Origin of the sequence: Sulfurospirillum deleyianum DSM 6946 (assembly GCF_000024885.1) — a bacterium.
GTDB classification, from domain to species: domain Bacteria; phylum Campylobacterota; class Campylobacteria; order Campylobacterales; family Sulfurospirillaceae; genus Sulfurospirillum; species Sulfurospirillum deleyianum.
Genome location: NC_013512.1, coordinates 843,668 through 861,550, shown reverse-complemented (window position 1 = coordinate 861,550; position 17,883 = coordinate 843,668). Strand labels below are relative to the sequence as shown.

The following is a 17,883-nucleotide window of genomic DNA, read 5'->3' as shown; positions in this document are numbered from 1 at the left end:
TCTTCTTTATTACTTCACCAACGCAAATTCTAAAACTTCTTCAATTCGTGAAACGGGGATAATCGCCATTTTCTCTTTAACTTCTTCAGGAATCTCATCCAAATCTTTTTCATAATTTTTCTTTGGAATCAAGGCAGTTTTGATTTTCGCTTTATACGCTGCAATGAGTTTCTCTTTTAATCCACCAATAGGCAATACTTTACCACTTAACGTCAGCTCTCCTGTCATTGCCACATCACTTTTGACTTTTTTATCGCAAAGAATCGATGCAATCGCCGTTGCCATGGTAATACCAGCACTAGGTCCATCTTTAGGCGTAGCGCCTTCTGGAACGTGAATATGTAAATCATAGCGTCTGTACACATCACTTGCTTCTATTGGTTTAGAACACTCCTCTTTATCCAAACCTGATGTTGGAACAATAGAAAGTGGCACATCAATCTTTTTATTATCAATAAGTACCTTAACCACACTCAAAGCAATTTTGGCAGACTCTTTCATCACATCACCCAGTGAGCCTGTAATCTGAATACCACCCTTACCTTGAATACGAATCGCTTCTACCTTTAAAACATCGCCTCCAACACTCGTCCACGCAAGACCATTAACAATACCCACGCTGTTCTCTTTATCAACTTCATCAATCTCAAAAACAGTCTTTGGCAAATACTCTTTTAAATTAGCATTGCTAATGTTTACTTTCTCAAGAGTAGGATTGATTAATAACTGTTTGGCTACTTTTCGTAAAATATCAGCAATCCTACGACGTAAATTTCTTACACCTGATTCTCGTGTATAGTTAGAAATAATCAACTGCAATGTCGGTTTTGAAATCGCAACTTCACTGTTTTTCAAACCATGCTTTTTCAACTCTTGAGGAATTAAATATTTTTTTGCTATTTCATACTTCTCTTGTGGTGTGTATGAATTTACAAAAATAAACTCCATTCTATCTCGAAGGGGAGCAGGTATTGAGCCAACTTCATTTGCCGTAGCAATAAAAATAACCTTACTCAAATCGATGTTAAAGTTCAAATAATAATCTCTAAATTTATTGTTTTGCTCAGGATCTAACACTTCTAAAAGCACCGCCGTTGGGTCACCTCTAAAACTACGAGCGACTTTATCGATTTCATCGAGCACCACGACAGGATTCATCTCTCCTGCTTCAATAATTCCCTGAACAATGCGCCCTGGCATTGCGCCAATGTAAGTGCGTCTATGCCCTCTAAGTTCATTCACATCTTCTAATCCACCCAGTGCAATACGCACCAATTTGCGTTTTAATGCTTTTGCAATAGAATTTGCCAAAGAAGTTTTACCCACACCTGGAGGGCCTGCAAAACATAAAATTGCCCCATTGGCAGCTTTTTCTCCAATGCCTCGCTTATCTAAAAGCTCACGCACCGCAAAATACTCTTCAATACGTTCTTTAGGTTTTTCAAGCGAATAATGGTCTTTATCAAGCTGTGATTTCACCTCTAAAACATCTAAACTTTTTTTAGAGAGTTTGCCAAAGGGAAGCTCAATCACCCAGTCAAGATAGCTCTGAATGAGATTGGCATCCGCAGAGTCTGGATGCATACGAGAGAGCTTCTCAATCTGCTTCTTAATCTCTTTATAGGCATCCTCTTCCATATGCTCTTTTTTTGCTTCTAGTTTTTTACGGTACTCTTCTATCTCTTCTTCACGTTGATTATCGGTTCCTAGCTCTTTTTGAATCTGTTTAAGTTGTTCTTTGAGGAAATACTCTTTATTGACTTTTTCAATCTGAGAATGTACTTTTGTCTTAATCTCTTTTTTTAAACGACTCGATTCAATCTCTTCAATCACATAATCAATCAGCTTAAGTAGACGTGCCTCATCATCTGTCTCTACAAACAGCTGAAATGCCTGTTCTTTCTTAAGTCGCATACTGCTTGCCACCAAATCGGTAATGCGTTGAACATCACTGTTATCTTCAATGGTTTTAATCAAATCAGGTGGAAACTGTCCTCCTAAAGAGCCTAAAAGCGCTACTTTTTCACGCAGTACAGAAAGCGTTGCCTCTACCTTAATCGCTTCAGAACGCTCCGTTTGGATAATATCTACCGTTCCTCTAAGCGGAGAGGTGGAGAGCTCTTTGAGGATTTTCCCTTTTTGCATCCCTTGAAATAAAATCTTAACACGACCATCAGGCAAATCCACTTTACGCATAATGGAACCAATCACACCTGCTGTGTAAATCGCATTAAAATCACGTCCATGCTCACTCCCTGTTTTTGCGGTACACACCATCACTAAAGAGTTGTGCTCTAAGGCATCATTGGCAGCTCTAATATTCTCTTCATCCGCCAAAAAAAGAGGAGAAATCATAAAGGGATATAAAAAAAGGTTATCTTCTACGATAATTGGAATGTCCGCAGGAAATGCGGTATAGTCACTGAGTTTCATCTCTGTCTCCCTAGTAATGTAAGTTCATTGTATTTTACATGTAAGCGCATAAGAGCTAAGCTCCTATGCGTTGGTTAGATTATATAGTAAAGAAGTAAATAAATTTCGTGTTTATTGTTTTTCAAACCATGAGCGATACCATGGAATATTCGGCTCTATGATTTTTGCCTCTTTTAAAGAAGAGTTATTGAGTTTTTCTTCATATAATTTTGCTGCCTCAGGCTTGTCAATACGAGCATAAAGTGATTGAATATTTTCATCTAAAAAGTACTCACCCATCTGCAATCGTACTAAAATAGTCTGTGCTAAAGGAGCAAATTTTGAATCAGGATAACGTACCAAAAAATCTTTTGTTTGAACAATCGTATCTAAGAGAAGTTGTTGATTACGATTTGGATTAGGGAACGCTTCATAATTTGCTTTGATTTTCATAAAACGCACATGATCAGCATTCTCTTTATTTCCATAGCGTCTTAAGTATTCATCCAGATAAAAATTCGCTAACAAATACTCCTCATCTTGCGAATGTGCATTGGCTAACATGAGCATCGCTTCTGGTAAAAGTGGGGATTCAACATGCTCACTTGCTAAAGAAGTATAAAGCGAATCAGCCTTTTCCAAATCTTGATTTTTAATCTCTTTTGTAATCTCGCCATACCAATACGTTGCTGGCATATTAAAAACATCCTTCTCTTTAGAAGCACATCCACTGATAAATGCCATAAGTGAAGCCACAATAAGAACATTTGCTATTTTCATACACACTATCCTTTCTGTTAAAAATTCTATTGTATCTTCTTTTTTGTTATCTTAAAATAAAAGAGATTTTTTTACATGTAAGAGATTTTTTTAGAAACCTAACTTAACACATTTAATTGACAAAATGCTACAATGTAAAAAATCGTTATTTTTTAAAGGAATTACGCATGACGTTCTCTGTTAAAGCACCGATCCCTGGGTTTGAAACCATTAAAGAAGTAGAGCTTGAAAAAATTGATGAATTTTTCATCAAGTTTATTTCCAAGTCTGATACAACAACGTTTACACTCATTAATCCCTTTATGCTTCGCCCTTACGAATTTGAAATCCCTGAATACTTTAGAAACCTTTTGGGCATTGAAGAAAATTCCAATGTGCTTATTCTCAACATTATGATTATAGCAACACCTATTGAAACTTCAACCATCAATTTTATCGCACCTTTAGTCTTCAATGTCGATACACACAGTGTCGCACAAGTGATTTTAGACGCCAACCAATATCCTAAATTTGGTTTAATGGAGAGTATTTCAACGTATTTGAATAAAGAGAAAATTTAAACTCTTAAAAAAATAAAAATTAAATCTTTCGTTACAATGAAGGGAAAAAATGTATAAATTGTTTCGTTTTTTTCTTACTATTATCCTTTTAAATACTCTTGTATTTGCAGCAGCAGTATATACTTCTGGTTCAAATGCTACACAACTTGCTACTGCCATACAAGGAGAAGGATTAACCATAACAAATCCTGTTTTAAGACGTGGCAATAGCAATCAAGCAGGAACATTTTCAAATGGAATAGCAGGAGCAAACCTTCAAGTTAACCAAGGTATCATTCTTACTACTATGAGTGTTGCTGAATCGTTTACAACCAATAATAGCACGCAACGTACCGTTGATAACCCTGATACTTATACCGATGCTGATTTACGTGCAATTGACACACTGGCACGATATGACACTATTATTTTTGAATTTGACGTAACCTTAGACTCTAATACTAGACTTCTTCTTGTCGATTATCAATTTGCATCTGAAGAATATCATGAATACGTTGGTTCAAGATTTAACGACGCCTTTGGTTTTTTTATTTCAGGAGGAGACTTAAACCAAACTTATAATATTGCACGTGTTGTTGATAGTAATGTTCAAATTACAACAGAAAATATCCAAAATTATGCTACGGTTACTGTTAATAATGTCAATAATGGTAGTGTAGGACAATACAATGACGCTACACCAGAAATTCTTACAAATTCAGCATATTTTATCGATAATAATCAAAATAATATACACGGAACTTCCCCTGTTATCGTAGAATACGATGGTCTTACCAAACGACTACAAGCCGCCATTGACAATCTAACGCCTGGAGTTACCTACCATTTTAAAATGGCAATTGCAGATACAGGAGATTCCCAATTAGATACAGGTGTTTTTGTCTCAAAAATTGTTGGCGTAAGAGAACCTGTTTTTTGTTACGACTATGCATACCATCAAAATAAGCGCTATTTTACGCAAAATAATGATGGTACTTCTCAACCGTATATTCAAGGAACGATTATTCCAAACGAAGATATTAATGTCTCTCTTTACATTCGTAACGAAGAAACATCGGATGTTTTAGCAAAAAATATTACCCTTGATATTCAAGATATTAATACAACACAAGCTATTTATGCATCTGAGAGTGTATTTGTTATTAACTATGGAGAGATTCTCCCTAACCATATTTCAGATAGTGCGTTAACTTCAACAAGCAATTCTGACATTGTGGGTATACCGATTAATAACCTTGGTGACCAGCAATCTGCTTATGCCTACTACTCACTCACTCCCCAAAATAGTCTATCTGATATCAACATTTCTTTAAACGCATATTTTAACTATACGGTTACTTTTGATATTGGAGGGGGTATGACACTTAATAAATCATACCGCACAAAATTTGGAAGTAACTCGCTTCCTATGTGTTCAGGGGATAATACACGTTATGAGCCTAGTTGGGGAAGTTTTAATGTTGATACAAAAGGTATTTACACAAAAGCAAACCCAAAATTCAATCTTCCTACCCAAGTCGTGCGAAGAGCAGGAGAATTTCTCGTAACAGCGCATGATGCCAACAGCACACCAGTTCCTTATGTTGATGAACTAAAAGCATCAACCGTCGTCGGTGTTGAACTGATTGATGCAGGGAAATTTCACAGTACCAAAGCAAGCTGTGATGAACCTTCCAGTGCGATTAGTGAACGAGTTTGGATTCCTTTTGTTGATGAAAATGGTGCAAAATCACAAGTTGAGTTTACAACAGCCCTTCAAAATGCCATTGATGAGAAAACAATTTCCATTACAAATATAAAAGATTACTTTAACGAAGCTCGTAAAAACACCGCTTTTAGAATACAGGTGAATGAACTGAACGATGATAATAATACGGTTATACAATACGAAAGACTTGCAGATGGAAAATATCGTATGTTGAATTTTCCAGACCTTGTTAAAGATTATGGTACATGTAAACAGCCTGTACGTAAATTTCCTTATGGACACAATAATACAAGCACAACCATACAAGTTGCCGAAGCATGTGGAAATGCAGGTAGCACAGGTGTTGATTTCTTTACGCTCAGTAAATGTAACGAATGTATTTTAGGATATAACACTGTCTACATCTGTTCACGGGATAATTTTGCCACACGCCCTGAGAGTTTCAACATAAAACTGAGTGATCTCAATCAAACCAATAAAATACAAAAAGTACGTTTCGCAGATGATAGAACGGGTATTGTCACAACGGGTGAGCCAAATTCTGCTCCAGTACACATCGCCACAGGGTATAGCTATGGCTTTGATATCAATGCAACAACACATGATGATAATAATAACTCATCAGGCTATACAGCATTTTTCACCACATCGTCAACGAACGATAGAAATATCTCTTTTAACTGGAACCCTTCAATCCCTAATCCATCGTTATGCAATGACACCACCAGTAAACCACTCACTTTTAGTATGGTTAATGGTACAGTATCAAGTGAAGCGAACATTAGCAATGTCGGAGAATACCTTTTAGGCATGATTGATACAGAATGGACGGTTGTCGATAATAATCTTTCTCGTATGAGCCATCATAAATCTGTCAAAATAAATGGTACAACTTATAATGTAAGCAATTATTTTGTAGGTTCGGGCAACGCACTTGATTGTCTTAGTAGTAGTGCTGTCGTTCAAAACACAAGCACACTACCTTCTATTTCTGGAAGCTCTTTAACACGTATTAATGGTTGTTGGATTAGTAGTGAGCATAACAATACAGATGAAAACCTTAAATACCGTGATTATAATATTACAGCACATCCTTATCATTTTTTAATGCCCATTATTCCCTCACATGGCATGAGTGAAGACACAAACTTTACCGATGCATGGGTCTATATGAATGATTTAAATGATACGAATGATCTAACTAAAATTGCTGATATTAATGAGTCCATACATTTTAGAGGTGATATTATTGCTGCAGGTCATGATAATACCACCATGACAAATTTTGTCAAAGGATGCTACGCCAAAGATGTCAATCTTACCTTAGATCATAACTTTTCAAGAGTACCACCAGTCGAATACAATTATCGACTTTTTGATCTTAACAATAGCAATGAGGTCATTAGTATAGTCCCTCCTCAAACAGAAAGTCCTGGTCTTGCTAGTGCAATAGAAATTTTAGATGATGGCAATTTTACCAAGGATCTTATTGGTGCTGCTCGTATTAACCTTAATTTAAATTTTGATAGAAACCTTTCGTTACCTATTAATCCCATTATCGTCACATATAAGAGTTTAGATGTACAATGTAAAAATGATGCGGATAACAATTGTACCATGCAAGCAGACCTAAAAAGTAATCACACCACTGAGGGTAATTTAACTATGGAAGATACAAATCTTACCCATTATTATGGTCGAGTTTATTCAACTGATTACAGAGAAGAAAGCCCTATTGTAACGACCATTCGTTATGAAGTATATTGTGACCAGAATTGTAATCCTGATGATTTTAATATTACAGGAGTACAAAGTCCAACTTCTCTTCGATGGTACCAAAACACTTTACATGTAAATGCTGATGGCAATGTAACAACCAATGGATTTACATCGGTTGGTACGACATTAATTAATAATGCAAACGCCGCAACGTCAGGCAATATTGTCAATGGACTTGAAGGCAATACACTCAGTTTAGCCAATGGAACACCCGCTCCCTACACCGACCGTATTCAAATGCGACCCTTTTCATGGCTTTTACATAACCTCTATAACCCAAATGCGACTACCAATGATTTTAACGTAGAGTTTATTCGTTCGGGTAACTGGGCAGGGCAAGGTAGTCTTGGTGAAACAGTCGATATCAATACCTCAAAGCGTACTAATCGCAGGATGGAGTGGTAATGCGTTTAGCGATGTCAATGATAGAACTCGTTATTTCCATTGTGGTTATGGGCATTGTCGTGATGAGTTTACCGCTCATTCTCACACAAGTACAAAACAACAACGCTTTTGCCTTGCAACAAGAGGCAATTTTAGCGGCAAAAACAAAAATAGGAAATATCCTCACCCATGAATGGGATGAAACAACCTACGCTGCCTCAGCGGGACGCTCATTCGTCCTAGATACCGCAGGTGATGGTGAGCTTAATCGAGTAGGAACAAGCACACAAAGAGTAGGTCATGTAGATGCAGATTATCGTAGAAAGCTTTTTCCAAACACGACCAATGCTACCAATATCGCGACCCATGGTACCAGCGATATCGATATGTTCCACAATCAAAATGTCACTTTGAGTGTTGCACCTATCGGTGAAGGAGCAGGAGCACTGAGTTATATTTTCAACCTTAGATTAGACCCTAGTATCGTCTATGTAAGCGATACGGCAACCTACAGCAATGATCCTCTAAATTTTACATTTGGTGTTAATGCAGCAGGTGGCACGACCAATATCAAACGTATTGCAGTTCAAGTACGTGATACAGACGCCAATGCGCTTATAACTACCCTTCGAGCTTTTACATGTAACATTGGAGAATCTCCTTCACTTCCTTCAAGGCCTTATCAATGAAAAAACGCTCTGCTTTTACCTTAATTGAATTGGTCATGGTGATGGTTGTTTTTGGCATTGTTGCGGGAATTGGTGCGGACATCGTTGCGAGTCTTTATGAAAATTATTTGCGAACCCGTGCAATTAATCGCTTACAAAGTCAAAGTGAAATTGTTTTAGAGCAAATTGCAAAACGTTTGCAATACCGTATCAAAGAGAGTGTTCGTGCCAGTGATAATAACGGTGCGACATGGACGGCTCTTTCTGGTGCAACGGCTGGATTTAACATCATCGAATGGATAGGTGTGAGCAATGAGAGTTTGCTGGGTGAAAATGGTCTGCCTGGCTGGAGCGGTTTAATCGACATGGAAAGCAATGAAACGCAACTGGCAAATCGAACCCTTGAAACACCTGGAAGTAGGCTCGATTATGCGAGGGATATTATCCTTGGATTAACATCAGGCTATCCCAATGGTGCCATTGATATGAATGATGCCGATGGCAAACTCCCCGCACTGATTTTTAAAGGGGCTAAAGCCGCAACAGCAACTTTGGCTTACAATGTAAATAACTATTACTCACAAGGTGGCAATAACTATACAGTACGTGTTGCCAAAGTTGCGGGTGCAAATACCCGTTTTGTCATTCCCGACGATGACAACCTGACCGATTTTGATGGCGATGGGTTTGGAGACCTTTTTGAGCAATATCATCTCTCCCATAGTGCTTATGCCCTTGTTCCTGTGGGAACTGCGAATAATTTTAATTTAACCCTTCGTTTTAATTACCAACCATGGAACGGAGAAAACTATAATGCAGGAGACACACCCTCTTTTGTCCTTGCTGAAAATGTCAGTACGTTTAGGATTCGTCAAGATGGCGATGTCATTCGCATGAAGCTCTGTATTCATGACAACAATCAAAGCGGTGATTTTGATTTTAGTGCGTGTAAAGAAAAGGTGATTTACTGATGCGTAGCGGATTTTCATTGATTACGGCAATTATTTTTATTGTTTTGGTGGCAACACTCTCCATGTTAGCCCTCTCCTTTTCTAGCTTTTCCACCAAACAAACCAGTGACCTTTTTCTTAGGGAACAAGCCGAACTTCTGCTTCAAAGCGGAACAGAATTTGCCCTGTTAGCCATCAGTGGTCATCAAATTACTGCTGCAAATGGTTGTCTCAATCAAATTAATTCCCAATACCCCGAAGCAGGAGCCAATGCTATTTTCGATATTAATATCACCATCAATTACATGGGCAATGGACTCAACGCTGCTTCTGGGGGAAATTGTAATCTCTTAAGTGATATCGTTGATACCAATGAATCTAATGTCACGGTTATCATTGATACGATTGTGGAAACCACCCCTGCTAACACCATCTCAACGGAGCCAATTCGTCTGCATCGTCGTACCATCCAAAAGCCGTAATTTCAGCCTTTAAACCTCCTTTTCATTTAAGGTTTTATTTGTTATACTGACCTTACAAACCCTTAAAAAAGGGAAGGAAAAGGAGACAAGATGAACACAAGTATCGTAGGAAAACAATTTGATTTGACCGAGCCCATCAAGGCTTACATTGAAGGAGCGGTTGATGCCCTTGGCAAATACAATTTAGATATTATCTCTGTGCGAACTGTGATCTCAGCAGATGAAAAAAATGGCAAAAAAGGCTTTAGTGTTGAATTTGCTATTAACATGGCGCATAAAAACACCGTTGTAATCCAACAAAAAGATAAAGATGTCTATGCTGCGGTTGATTTAGCGGTTGAGCGTGCTAAAAAAGTCCTTAGACGTCACCACGATAAACTTAATAGCCAGAAAAAAGTGGAAGAGACACTTGAAGTCATTGAAAACAATGAAGGAAGCGATGATGAAATCGTTCCAATGCGTCCTGATTATTTCAAACCTATGGAAGTCGAAGATGCCATGAATGAGCTTAAAGAATCTGATAAACAATTTATTGTATTCCATGATATGGAAGATAAATTTAGAGTGATGTATAAAAAAACTGACGGACGTTTTGGTCTTTATTAAGACCTTTGAACGAGGGGACTTTGTGTTCCCTCAATCCTGCTTTTTGCCTCTTTTAAAATTTCTTCATCACTGCCTACTTCAAACCAAACTAGTTTTTTACCACTTTGAATACTTCCTTCCACCACGTCTCCTCCTTGGCGGTACTTCAAATCCAACTCAGCAATCTCAAAACCATCCAATGTTTGAGAAAACTTCTCTAAACGCTCACTTTTGGCAAGATTGGTATACAAAAAGCAGTACCCCTTTAATCCATTGCGACTTACACGCCCTCTGAGTTGGTGCAAACTCGCAAGACCCAAACGCTCAGCACCCACAATCACAATCGTAGAAAGCCTAGGCAATGAAATACCCACTTCAACCACTGTGGTAGAAATAAGCAGATTGCCTTTTTCTTTGAAAGCATCTAAAATTGCCTCTTTATTTTTATCTTTACCATACGTGACATAAACACTCTCAAAATTCTTCTCCCAAAAACCACGCCCTTCATCAATGGATTGGTAATTGATCACCTCACTCTCTTCCACAAGCGGATAGACGATGATGCATTGATGATGCTTTGAAATTTCTGCATGTATATGTGCTACCAAATCCTTAAAATGCTCTCTGCAAATCACTTTCGTGGTAATATCTTTGGGGTAAGGAAGCATTTTGATAAATGAAAAATCAACCAATGAAGATTGAATCATGCTGAGTGTCCTAGGAATCGGGGTGGCTGAAAACTGAATATAGTGAGGATGCCACGCTTTTTTTGAGACCAATGTTGCAAGTAATGAGCGCTGTTTGGTACCAAAACGATGCTGTTCATCGACCATAACCAGTACGCATTGAGGAAGCTCTTTATACAACAAAGCATGCGTACCTATCATAAAATCAAACGCCTCCAAATCCTCTTTAACATCGCTTTCTTGCGTCACTAAAACACTCTTTACATGTAAAGGCAAAAACTTTCTTGCCTCTTCAAAAAGCTGGCGTGCTAAAACCGTTGTGGGCGCCATAAGCACCGATTTTTTAGGGTATGCCATCATCACTGAGCTTAAGATGACCATGGTTTTTCCACACCCAACGTCACCCATCACCACCCTTTTTGTGGCATTTTCACCCAAAAAATCACGTTTAATCTCCCCAATGACCTTTTGTTGGTCTTGGGTTAAAGTAAAAGGAAGCGAGGCAATAAAAGCAGTTTCGTCCCCAGCCAATTTAGCACACGAGGGAAATGTCACTTTTTTCGTTGAGAGTTTTTTGAGGTAATTGTATATCTCTGTAAATTTTAAACACTTTTGTATTTCAGGAGGATATCCCTGTTTTTCAAAAGCACTTACCTCCTGTGGTGTAGGAAAATGCAAGCTTAAAAGGCTCTTAGCTTCTTTTACATGTAAGCCCTCATTTAAGAGAGATTCAAGGCTTAGGTGGCGTTTCATTAACTCCAAAACCGTTTTGTTTTGAAGTGGCGTTTTGTATTTGGGGATAAGTTGATTGATCTGTGTGATAATGCGTGGCTGGAGCATCTGTAAACGCCCATTTTTATAACTGATTTTTCCACTGACATAACATTCAACGCCTTGTTTAAACAGTGCTTTTTGATAGGGTTTTGGTGCAAAAATTACCCCATCACATTGCATATTCCACACCTCGCAAAAAAGAAGCATTTGCAAGACTTTGGGGCTTTGCTTGATGGAAAGTATTTTTACATGTAAGGTATTATTCTGCTCCAAAAGAGGAGCAGAGGAAAGGTAGGTATTTTCATACGAATGAGGCAGAAGCAGCGCTAAATCAAGCAGGGTTTGAATCCCTAACTTTTTTAAGCGCTCTGCTTCTATGGGATCAATGTCACTTTTTATCACGCTTTGTCACTATGGAAAAACTAAGAGCGGTAATTTCGTCGTGTTTTTTAATGAATTGATTGAGTTCTTCAAGACTTAAAGCTTCAATTTTTTCCAACTGTTTTTTAGAGTGTCCTAGCTCATACCCATTGTAATACTCAAAAAAAGCACGAGAGAGTCTTTGGGAGAGGGTTTCATTGCGTAAAGGCTCACTCCCTAATAAAAAGCGTTTAGCTTGGGCTAACTCTTCCGCACTTACACCCTCTTCTACAAAACGCTTAATCTCAGCGGCTACGATTTTCTTCGCTTCATCTAAATTCTCATTTTTGGTTTGAAGATGTCCTGTAAAACTACTGTGGGATTTGCCAATGGACGTTCGGCTGTAACTTGAATACGCCAGTCCCCTCTTCACACGAATCTCTTCCATTAAACGGCTTCCAAAACCACTCTCACCTAAAATAAAACTCGCAACTTTGGCTTTGTACGCCTCAACATCACCACTTTTCATATAAAAAGGTGCGCCAAAATAGATATAGGCTTGCTCACTCTCTTTATCAATGACCAACTCTTTTGCATTTTTATTGGCATCAAAATAAGGCATTGCTTTGACTTTTCCATGAGCCATTTCTAAAAGGAGTGGCGTTAAAAGGTGTTTTAATTCTTCAAGCTCAATATCGCCACCTGCAACAATAATCAAGTTTTCCAAATTCAAACGCTCTTTGTAAAAATGTTCCACTTCTTTAAGTTTCAAGGCTTTAATGCTTTTTACATCCCCATTGTAAGCGTGTGCAAAGGGTGTATTTTCAAAAATAAGCTTTTGAAGATTAAGATTGGCAATGTAGTCAAAATCGCTCTCTTTGCTTGAGAGCATTCCTAGGGTTAAGCGTTTGATTTTTTCAAAACTCTCTTTGCTGAAGTTAGGGCTTTTTAAAAGCTTGTGAAGCATCTCAACACCATACGGAAACTGCTCTTTCAGTGCTGAGACTTCAAACACCAACGTTTCAACTCCCGCATAAGCGCTTAAAGAGATTGCACGAAACTCTAAGGCTTCCGCAAAAGCAGTTGCACCCATCTCTTTGGTTCCTTCACCGAGCATTCCTGCGGTAAATTTGGCGATACCCTCACTATGACCATCTTCCATACTGCCCGCATTTTTTATGACAAGTTGCACAGAAACCAAGGGCAAAGAGCTCTCTTTTTCAAACACCACAGGGATATTCACACCCTTTACATTGATTTGACTCACCTCTTGCGCCACTACTACTCCTTGTAAAAAAATCATTATTGATAACACCAGTTTTTTCATGCGAATCTCTCCAAAATAGTGTAAGAGGTATCACGTTTAGCAGGAATAGAACCAATATCTTGAATCAGTTTCACCATCTCCGCTTGATTCATTGAATTCTCCGCTCCCGCAGCTTTGACCACATTTTCTTCCATCATGGTACTTCCCAAATCATTCGCACCAAACATCAGCGCCAACTGACCGATATAACTACCCTGTGTCACCCATGAACTCTGAATATTTTTAAAGTTATCCAAATACAAACGACTCACGGCTAAAAGCCTTAAATAGCGATTGGCAGATTGTTTTTTAATTTCGGGATGTTCCTCTTTAAGCTTGGTAAAGGCACTTTGAAAACTCCACATGATAAACGCCCGAAAGCCCTCTGTTTCATCTTGAAGTGTGCGAATTTTCTCCCAATGCTCCACTATTTCCTCATCACTCTCCACCGTTCCAAACATCATCGTAGCAGTGGATTTCATACCGATTTGATGCGCCGCTTTATGCACATCAAGCCATGCTTGGCTACTCAGCTTCTTAGGCGCAATAATATCTCTGACCCTATCACTTAGTATCTCAGCCCCTGCACCAGGGATGCTAAAAAGCCCTTTTTTTTGAAGACGTAGCAAGACTTCTTTGTAGCTAATTTTTGAAATTTTGGCGATATAATCAATCTCTATCGCAGAAAATCCATGAATCGTTACGGTGGGATAATTGGTACTAATCCACTCTACCAAATCCTCATACCACTCAATTTTAAGCTTTGGATGCACCCCACCTTGAAATAAAATCTGCGTTCCACCAATAGCCAAAAGCTCTTCGATCTTTTTGCCAATCTCTTCATACGAGAGCACATACGCCTCATTTTCATCGTTAGTATGACGATAAAATGCACAAAATTTACAATCCACCCAACAGACATTCGTGTAATTTATATTTCTATCAACGATAAATGTGGTGATATTGTCAGGATGCAGTTCCATCTTTCGCTCATACGCCATTTTCCCTAGCGTATTAAAATCCGCCTCTTGAATCAGACGCAACGCTTCTTCATTACTCATTCGTTTCATTGTAACCCTTTTTACTCATCACTGCAAGAATTAAACTGCTTAATGGAACCACACTAAGCCCTGCGAAAAACGCAATCGCATCTAACTGTTCATGGCGTATTAAAAAAAGCACGACCAAAAACAACACGCCATACCCCGCTATGCGATAAAGTGACAGCGCACTTTTATAACTTAAAAGTACATTTTTGGCACTTATCTTAAACGAAGAGGGAGCTTTTTTAACCTCTTTTTCATCCTCTTCCTCATCTTCTAAGCCTTCATCGACATAAAGATGCTCAAATTTATCCTCAGGAATTTCCCCCGTATCCAAACGGTTTTGAACCATTTTTTGGTACGCATAAAAGGACGCAAACGTAATCATAAGGGAGCATAAAAAAGCAAGTTGACTATTTAAAAGCCACGCTTCGCCCATCATTAAAGAGAGCAAGATAAGTCCCATATCTATAAAAAGATAAACACGTAAAAGTTTAGTCGCGTTTGGTTTCATCATGCTGTTTTTGTTCTTCATATTTTTTATAACGCACTTCAGGTTTGAGTTCATCAAACGACTTCACATTTTTTTGGTAGGCTTTATAAATGTTTAAAATCGCACCACCCACACCCCAAAAAACACCCAGCCAAAAAACACCCAGCCAAAAAAGCCACTCATAGCCAAACCAATCACGCATCAACCAGCCTAAACCAATGCCCATTAAAACAGCCACTACCATAGAAACGCCTAAAGAGAGGTTGTCCGCACCTTCGATTAATTTGCCATATTTTGGTTTTTCGCTCATACCATCTCTTTAAACACTTTAGCTGCCGCTTCGATGCACTCATCTATCATTTCATCATCCATAGCATCGCAAACAAAACTCGTTTCAAACTGAGAGCACGCAAAATAAAATCCCTCTTGAAGCATCCCTTGATGAAAAGCCGCAAAGCGTTTCGTGTCAGATTTGAGGGCGTCGTCAAAATTTTTCACGGGGTTATCGTTAAAAAAGAAACCAAACATCGAGCCAATCGCACCCACTTGAAGAGGAATCCCTACGTTTTGAGCTTCTGCTTTTAAGCCCTCAATGAGTCGTTTTGCTTTCGCTTCCAATCTTACATGTAACGTCTCATCTTCAATGATTTGCTCCAAAGAAGCAAGCCCAGCTGCCATGGCTACAGGATTTCCACTGAGTGTTCCTGCTTGGTAGACGGGACCATCTGGAGAGAGTTTATCCATGATTTCTTCCCTTCCACCAAACGCACCCACAGGCATACCACCACCAATGACTTTACCAAACGTCACCAAATCAGGCACGGTTTTGTAAACCCCTTGCGCACCTTTTAAAGAGGCTCTAAATCCACTCATCACCTCATCAAAAATCAAAAGCGCTCCATGGGCATCACACAAGCTACGAAGCTCTTCTAAAAACGAAGCATCAGCAGGCACAAACCCCATATTTCCAGCAATAGGTTCAACAATCACACACGCAATATTCGAAGAGTTCTCAAAACATTTTTTAACACTCTTGATGTCGTTGTATTTTGCAAGGAGCGTATGCTTGGTCAAATCCGCAGGAACACCTGGTGAGCTTGGGCTTCCAAAAGTCACCGCTCCGCTTCCAGCTTGGACTAAAAGCGAGTCACTATGTCCATGATAACATCCCTCAAATTTGATAATATCATCTTTACATGTAAAGCCTCGAGCGAGACGAATCGCACTCATCACCGCTTCGGTTCCACTGCTGACAAAACGAATTTTATCGATGTTTTCAAAGAGAGAACAAATCGACTCTGCCAGCTTTGTCTCTGCTTTCGTGGGTGCTCCAAAACTGAGTCCTTTTTTCACTGCTTTAATAACTGCTTTTTCAATCACTTTATTCGTATGTCCAAAAATCAACGGCCCCCAACTTTGCACAAAATCCACGTAGCGGTTACCATCGACATCTACTAAATAGGCTCCCTCACCTTTTTTAATAAACAAAGGCGTTCCACCCACACTTTTAAACGCACGTACAGGCGAATCTACACCACCTGGAATAACGTTGCGTGCTTTTTCATATGCTTTCATACTTTTAGTGTATTGCATCTGCTATCCTCTATATTTTTTAAAATTTTACTTTATCTTTGTAAATAACGTCTTTTATTTTTGAACTTCGCTGGAAACATAATAATACAAACTATCAATCTCTTGCCATGTTAAAAAATAAGTTGGCATCACTTTGTGTTGGGTGGTTAAAGCGTGAAAAAAACGCTCTTTTGAGAGATTGGTAATATTTGGAGCTTCAAGCCTTACCCGTTTGTTTTTGTGCACAAACTCAGAAATAATGCTCCCCTCACCCTTTTCTCCATGGCATTTATTACATCCAATGCCTCTAGGGTTAGAATAAAGCATTTTGGCATACTCCATCTTAGTAATAAAATCTTCACTTAAAAGGGGCGTAAAGCTTATCAGAAGTACTAGAAAAAATCTCAAAAAAACCCGCTTCAAAACTACTTTATCCTCTCTTTATTCATGATTGGGTATAGTACCAAAAATGAATTTAAAGGATGTTTGAATGCAAATCCTTGATGGTAAAGCACTCTCAGATACAATCAAAATTGAACTTAAAAAACAAAGTGACGTCTTAGGCTTAAGCGGTATTACACCCGGTCTTGCGGTGATTTTAGTGGGTGATGACGCAGCCAGTCAAACCTATGTCAAAATGAAAGAAAAAGCGTGTGATGTTGCGGGTATTTACTCCATCATTCACAAAATGCCCAGTACTATTTCGCAAGAAAAAATCCTAGAAACCATTGCAATGATTAACAACAACCCAAACATTGATGGCGTTTTAGTGCAACTTCCCCTTCCAAAACACATTGATACGACTAAAATTATTGAGGCGATTGACCCTAAAAAAGATGTCGATGGCTTTCATCCTTTCAATGTAGGTCGTTTAGTGTCAGGACTTAATGGGTTTGTTCCTTGTACGCCTTTGGGTGTTATGCGTCTGCTTTCACACTACAACATTGATGTTAAAGGCTTAGATGCGTGTGTGGTGGGAGCAAGTAACATTGTGGGTAAACCGATGATGAACCTGCTTTTAAACGCAGGAGCAACGGTTGATATTTGCCACATTTTTACCAAAGATTTAAAAGAGCACACAAAAAAAGCCGACCTTGTCATTGTGGGTGTGGGTAAACAAAACCTCATTACCGAAGATATGGTGAAAGAAGGGGCGATTGTGGTAGATATTGGCATTAATAAAACCGCTGAAGGTCGTATTGTTGGGGATGTTGATTATGAAAATGTCGCACCTAAATGCGCTTATATTACGCCTGTACCAGGAGGTGTAGGACCTATGACGATTGCGATGCTGTTGGAAAACACCATCAAAGCAGCGCACAATCGCTTGGTATAGGACAG

16 protein-coding genes are annotated in these 17,883 nt (G+C 38.7%); 7 read left to right on the top strand and 9 right to left on the bottom strand.

Annotation, left to right across the window (positions count from 1 at the left end):
* Positions 1 to 9: 9 nt before the first annotated feature.
* On the bottom strand, positions 10 to 2,433 hold the full coding sequence (lon, locus tag SDEL_RS04400; protein WP_012856655.1) for an endopeptidase La: 2,424 nt from the start codon (positions 2,431 to 2,433) through the stop codon (positions 10 to 12).
* 111 nt (positions 2,434 to 2,544) lie between these two features.
* Complete coding sequence (locus SDEL_RS04395; RefSeq protein WP_012856654.1) at positions 2,545 to 3,192, bottom strand: outer membrane protein assembly factor BamD; 648 nt, start codon at positions 3,190 to 3,192, stop codon at positions 2,545 to 2,547.
* 167 nt (positions 3,193 to 3,359) lie between these two features.
* Here SDEL_RS04395 and fliW point away from each other — a divergent pair, with 167 nt between their 5' ends.
* The 6 genes from fliW to hpf all read left to right on the top strand — a co-directional run bounded on the left by fliW (position 3,360) and on the right by hpf (position 10,329).
* Positions 3,360 to 3,752, top strand: a complete 393-nt coding sequence (gene fliW, locus SDEL_RS04390) for a flagellar assembly protein FliW (protein WP_012856653.1) — start codon at positions 3,360 to 3,362, stop codon at positions 3,750 to 3,752.
* A gap of 49 nt (positions 3,753 to 3,801) precedes the next feature.
* Positions 3,802 to 7,644 (top strand): choice-of-anchor L domain-containing protein, encoded by a 3,843-nt coding sequence (locus SDEL_RS04385; protein WP_012856652.1) that lies wholly within the window; start codon positions 3,802 to 3,804, stop codon positions 7,642 to 7,644.
* The gene (locus SDEL_RS04380; RefSeq protein WP_012856651.1) at positions 7,644 to 8,312 is read left to right on the top strand and encodes a hypothetical protein; all 669 of its coding nucleotides are present in this window, start codon (positions 7,644 to 7,646) and stop codon (positions 8,310 to 8,312) included. Before SDEL_RS04385 ends, SDEL_RS04380 begins: the two co-directional genes overlap by 1 nt.
* The gene (locus tag SDEL_RS04375) at positions 8,309 to 9,262 is read left to right on the top strand and encodes a type II secretion system protein (protein ID WP_012856650.1); all 954 of its coding nucleotides are present in this window, start codon (positions 8,309 to 8,311) and stop codon (positions 9,260 to 9,262) included. Before SDEL_RS04380 ends, SDEL_RS04375 begins: the two co-directional genes overlap by 4 nt.
* The gene (locus tag SDEL_RS04370; RefSeq protein WP_012856649.1) at positions 9,262 to 9,723 is read left to right on the top strand and encodes a hypothetical protein; all 462 of its coding nucleotides are present in this window, start codon (positions 9,262 to 9,264) and stop codon (positions 9,721 to 9,723) included. Before SDEL_RS04375 ends, SDEL_RS04370 begins: the two co-directional genes overlap by 1 nt.
* Positions 9,724 to 9,813: 90 nt before the next feature.
* Complete coding sequence (gene hpf / locus SDEL_RS04365; RefSeq protein ID WP_012856648.1) at positions 9,814 to 10,329, top strand: ribosome hibernation-promoting factor, HPF/YfiA family; 516 nt, start codon at positions 9,814 to 9,816, stop codon at positions 10,327 to 10,329.
* Here hpf and recG read toward each other — a convergent pair.
* From recG to SDEL_RS04330, 7 genes are read right to left on the bottom strand one after another with little or no spacing between them, the layout of a single operon-like run.
* Positions 10,326 to 12,170 (bottom strand): ATP-dependent DNA helicase RecG, encoded by a 1,845-nt coding sequence (gene recG / locus SDEL_RS04360; RefSeq protein ID WP_012856647.1) that lies wholly within the window; start codon positions 12,168 to 12,170, stop codon positions 10,326 to 10,328. The genes hpf and recG overlap by 4 nt on opposite strands.
* Positions 12,157 to 13,407 (bottom strand): M16 family metallopeptidase, encoded by a 1,251-nt coding sequence (locus SDEL_RS04355; RefSeq protein WP_223295845.1) that lies wholly within the window; start codon positions 13,405 to 13,407, stop codon positions 12,157 to 12,159. Before SDEL_RS04355 ends, recG begins: the two co-directional genes overlap by 14 nt.
* A gap of 44 nt (positions 13,408 to 13,451) precedes the next feature.
* Entirely contained in the window at positions 13,452 to 14,504 is a 1,053-nt protein-coding gene (locus SDEL_RS04350) for a dehypoxanthine futalosine cyclase (RefSeq protein ID WP_012856645.1), read from the bottom strand.
* Positions 14,488 to 14,994, bottom strand: coding sequence for a hypothetical protein (locus SDEL_RS04345; RefSeq protein WP_012856644.1), 507 nt, complete (start codon positions 14,992 to 14,994; stop codon positions 14,488 to 14,490). Before SDEL_RS04345 ends, SDEL_RS04350 begins: the two co-directional genes overlap by 17 nt.
* Complete coding sequence (locus SDEL_RS04340; protein ID WP_012856643.1) at positions 14,972 to 15,280, bottom strand: AtpZ/AtpI family protein; 309 nt, start codon at positions 15,278 to 15,280, stop codon at positions 14,972 to 14,974. Before SDEL_RS04340 ends, SDEL_RS04345 begins: the two co-directional genes overlap by 23 nt.
* A complete protein-coding gene (gene hemL / locus SDEL_RS04335) occupies positions 15,277 to 16,563 on the bottom strand; it encodes a glutamate-1-semialdehyde 2,1-aminomutase (protein ID WP_012856642.1) in 1,287 nt (428 codons plus the stop codon). The genes SDEL_RS04340 and hemL overlap by 4 nt, the downstream gene beginning before the upstream one ends.
* Before the next feature lie 54 nt (positions 16,564 to 16,617).
* Positions 16,618 to 16,950, bottom strand: coding sequence for a c-type cytochrome (locus tag SDEL_RS04330; protein WP_012856641.1), 333 nt, complete (start codon positions 16,948 to 16,950; stop codon positions 16,618 to 16,620).
* Positions 16,951 to 17,032: 82 nt separating this feature from the next.
* Here SDEL_RS04330 and folD point away from each other — a divergent pair, with 82 nt between their 5' ends.
* On the top strand, positions 17,033 to 17,878 hold the full coding sequence (gene folD / locus SDEL_RS04325) for a bifunctional methylenetetrahydrofolate dehydrogenase/methenyltetrahydrofolate cyclohydrolase FolD (protein WP_012856640.1): 846 nt from the start codon (positions 17,033 to 17,035) through the stop codon (positions 17,876 to 17,878).
* Positions 17,879 to 17,883: the final 5 nt, after the last annotated feature.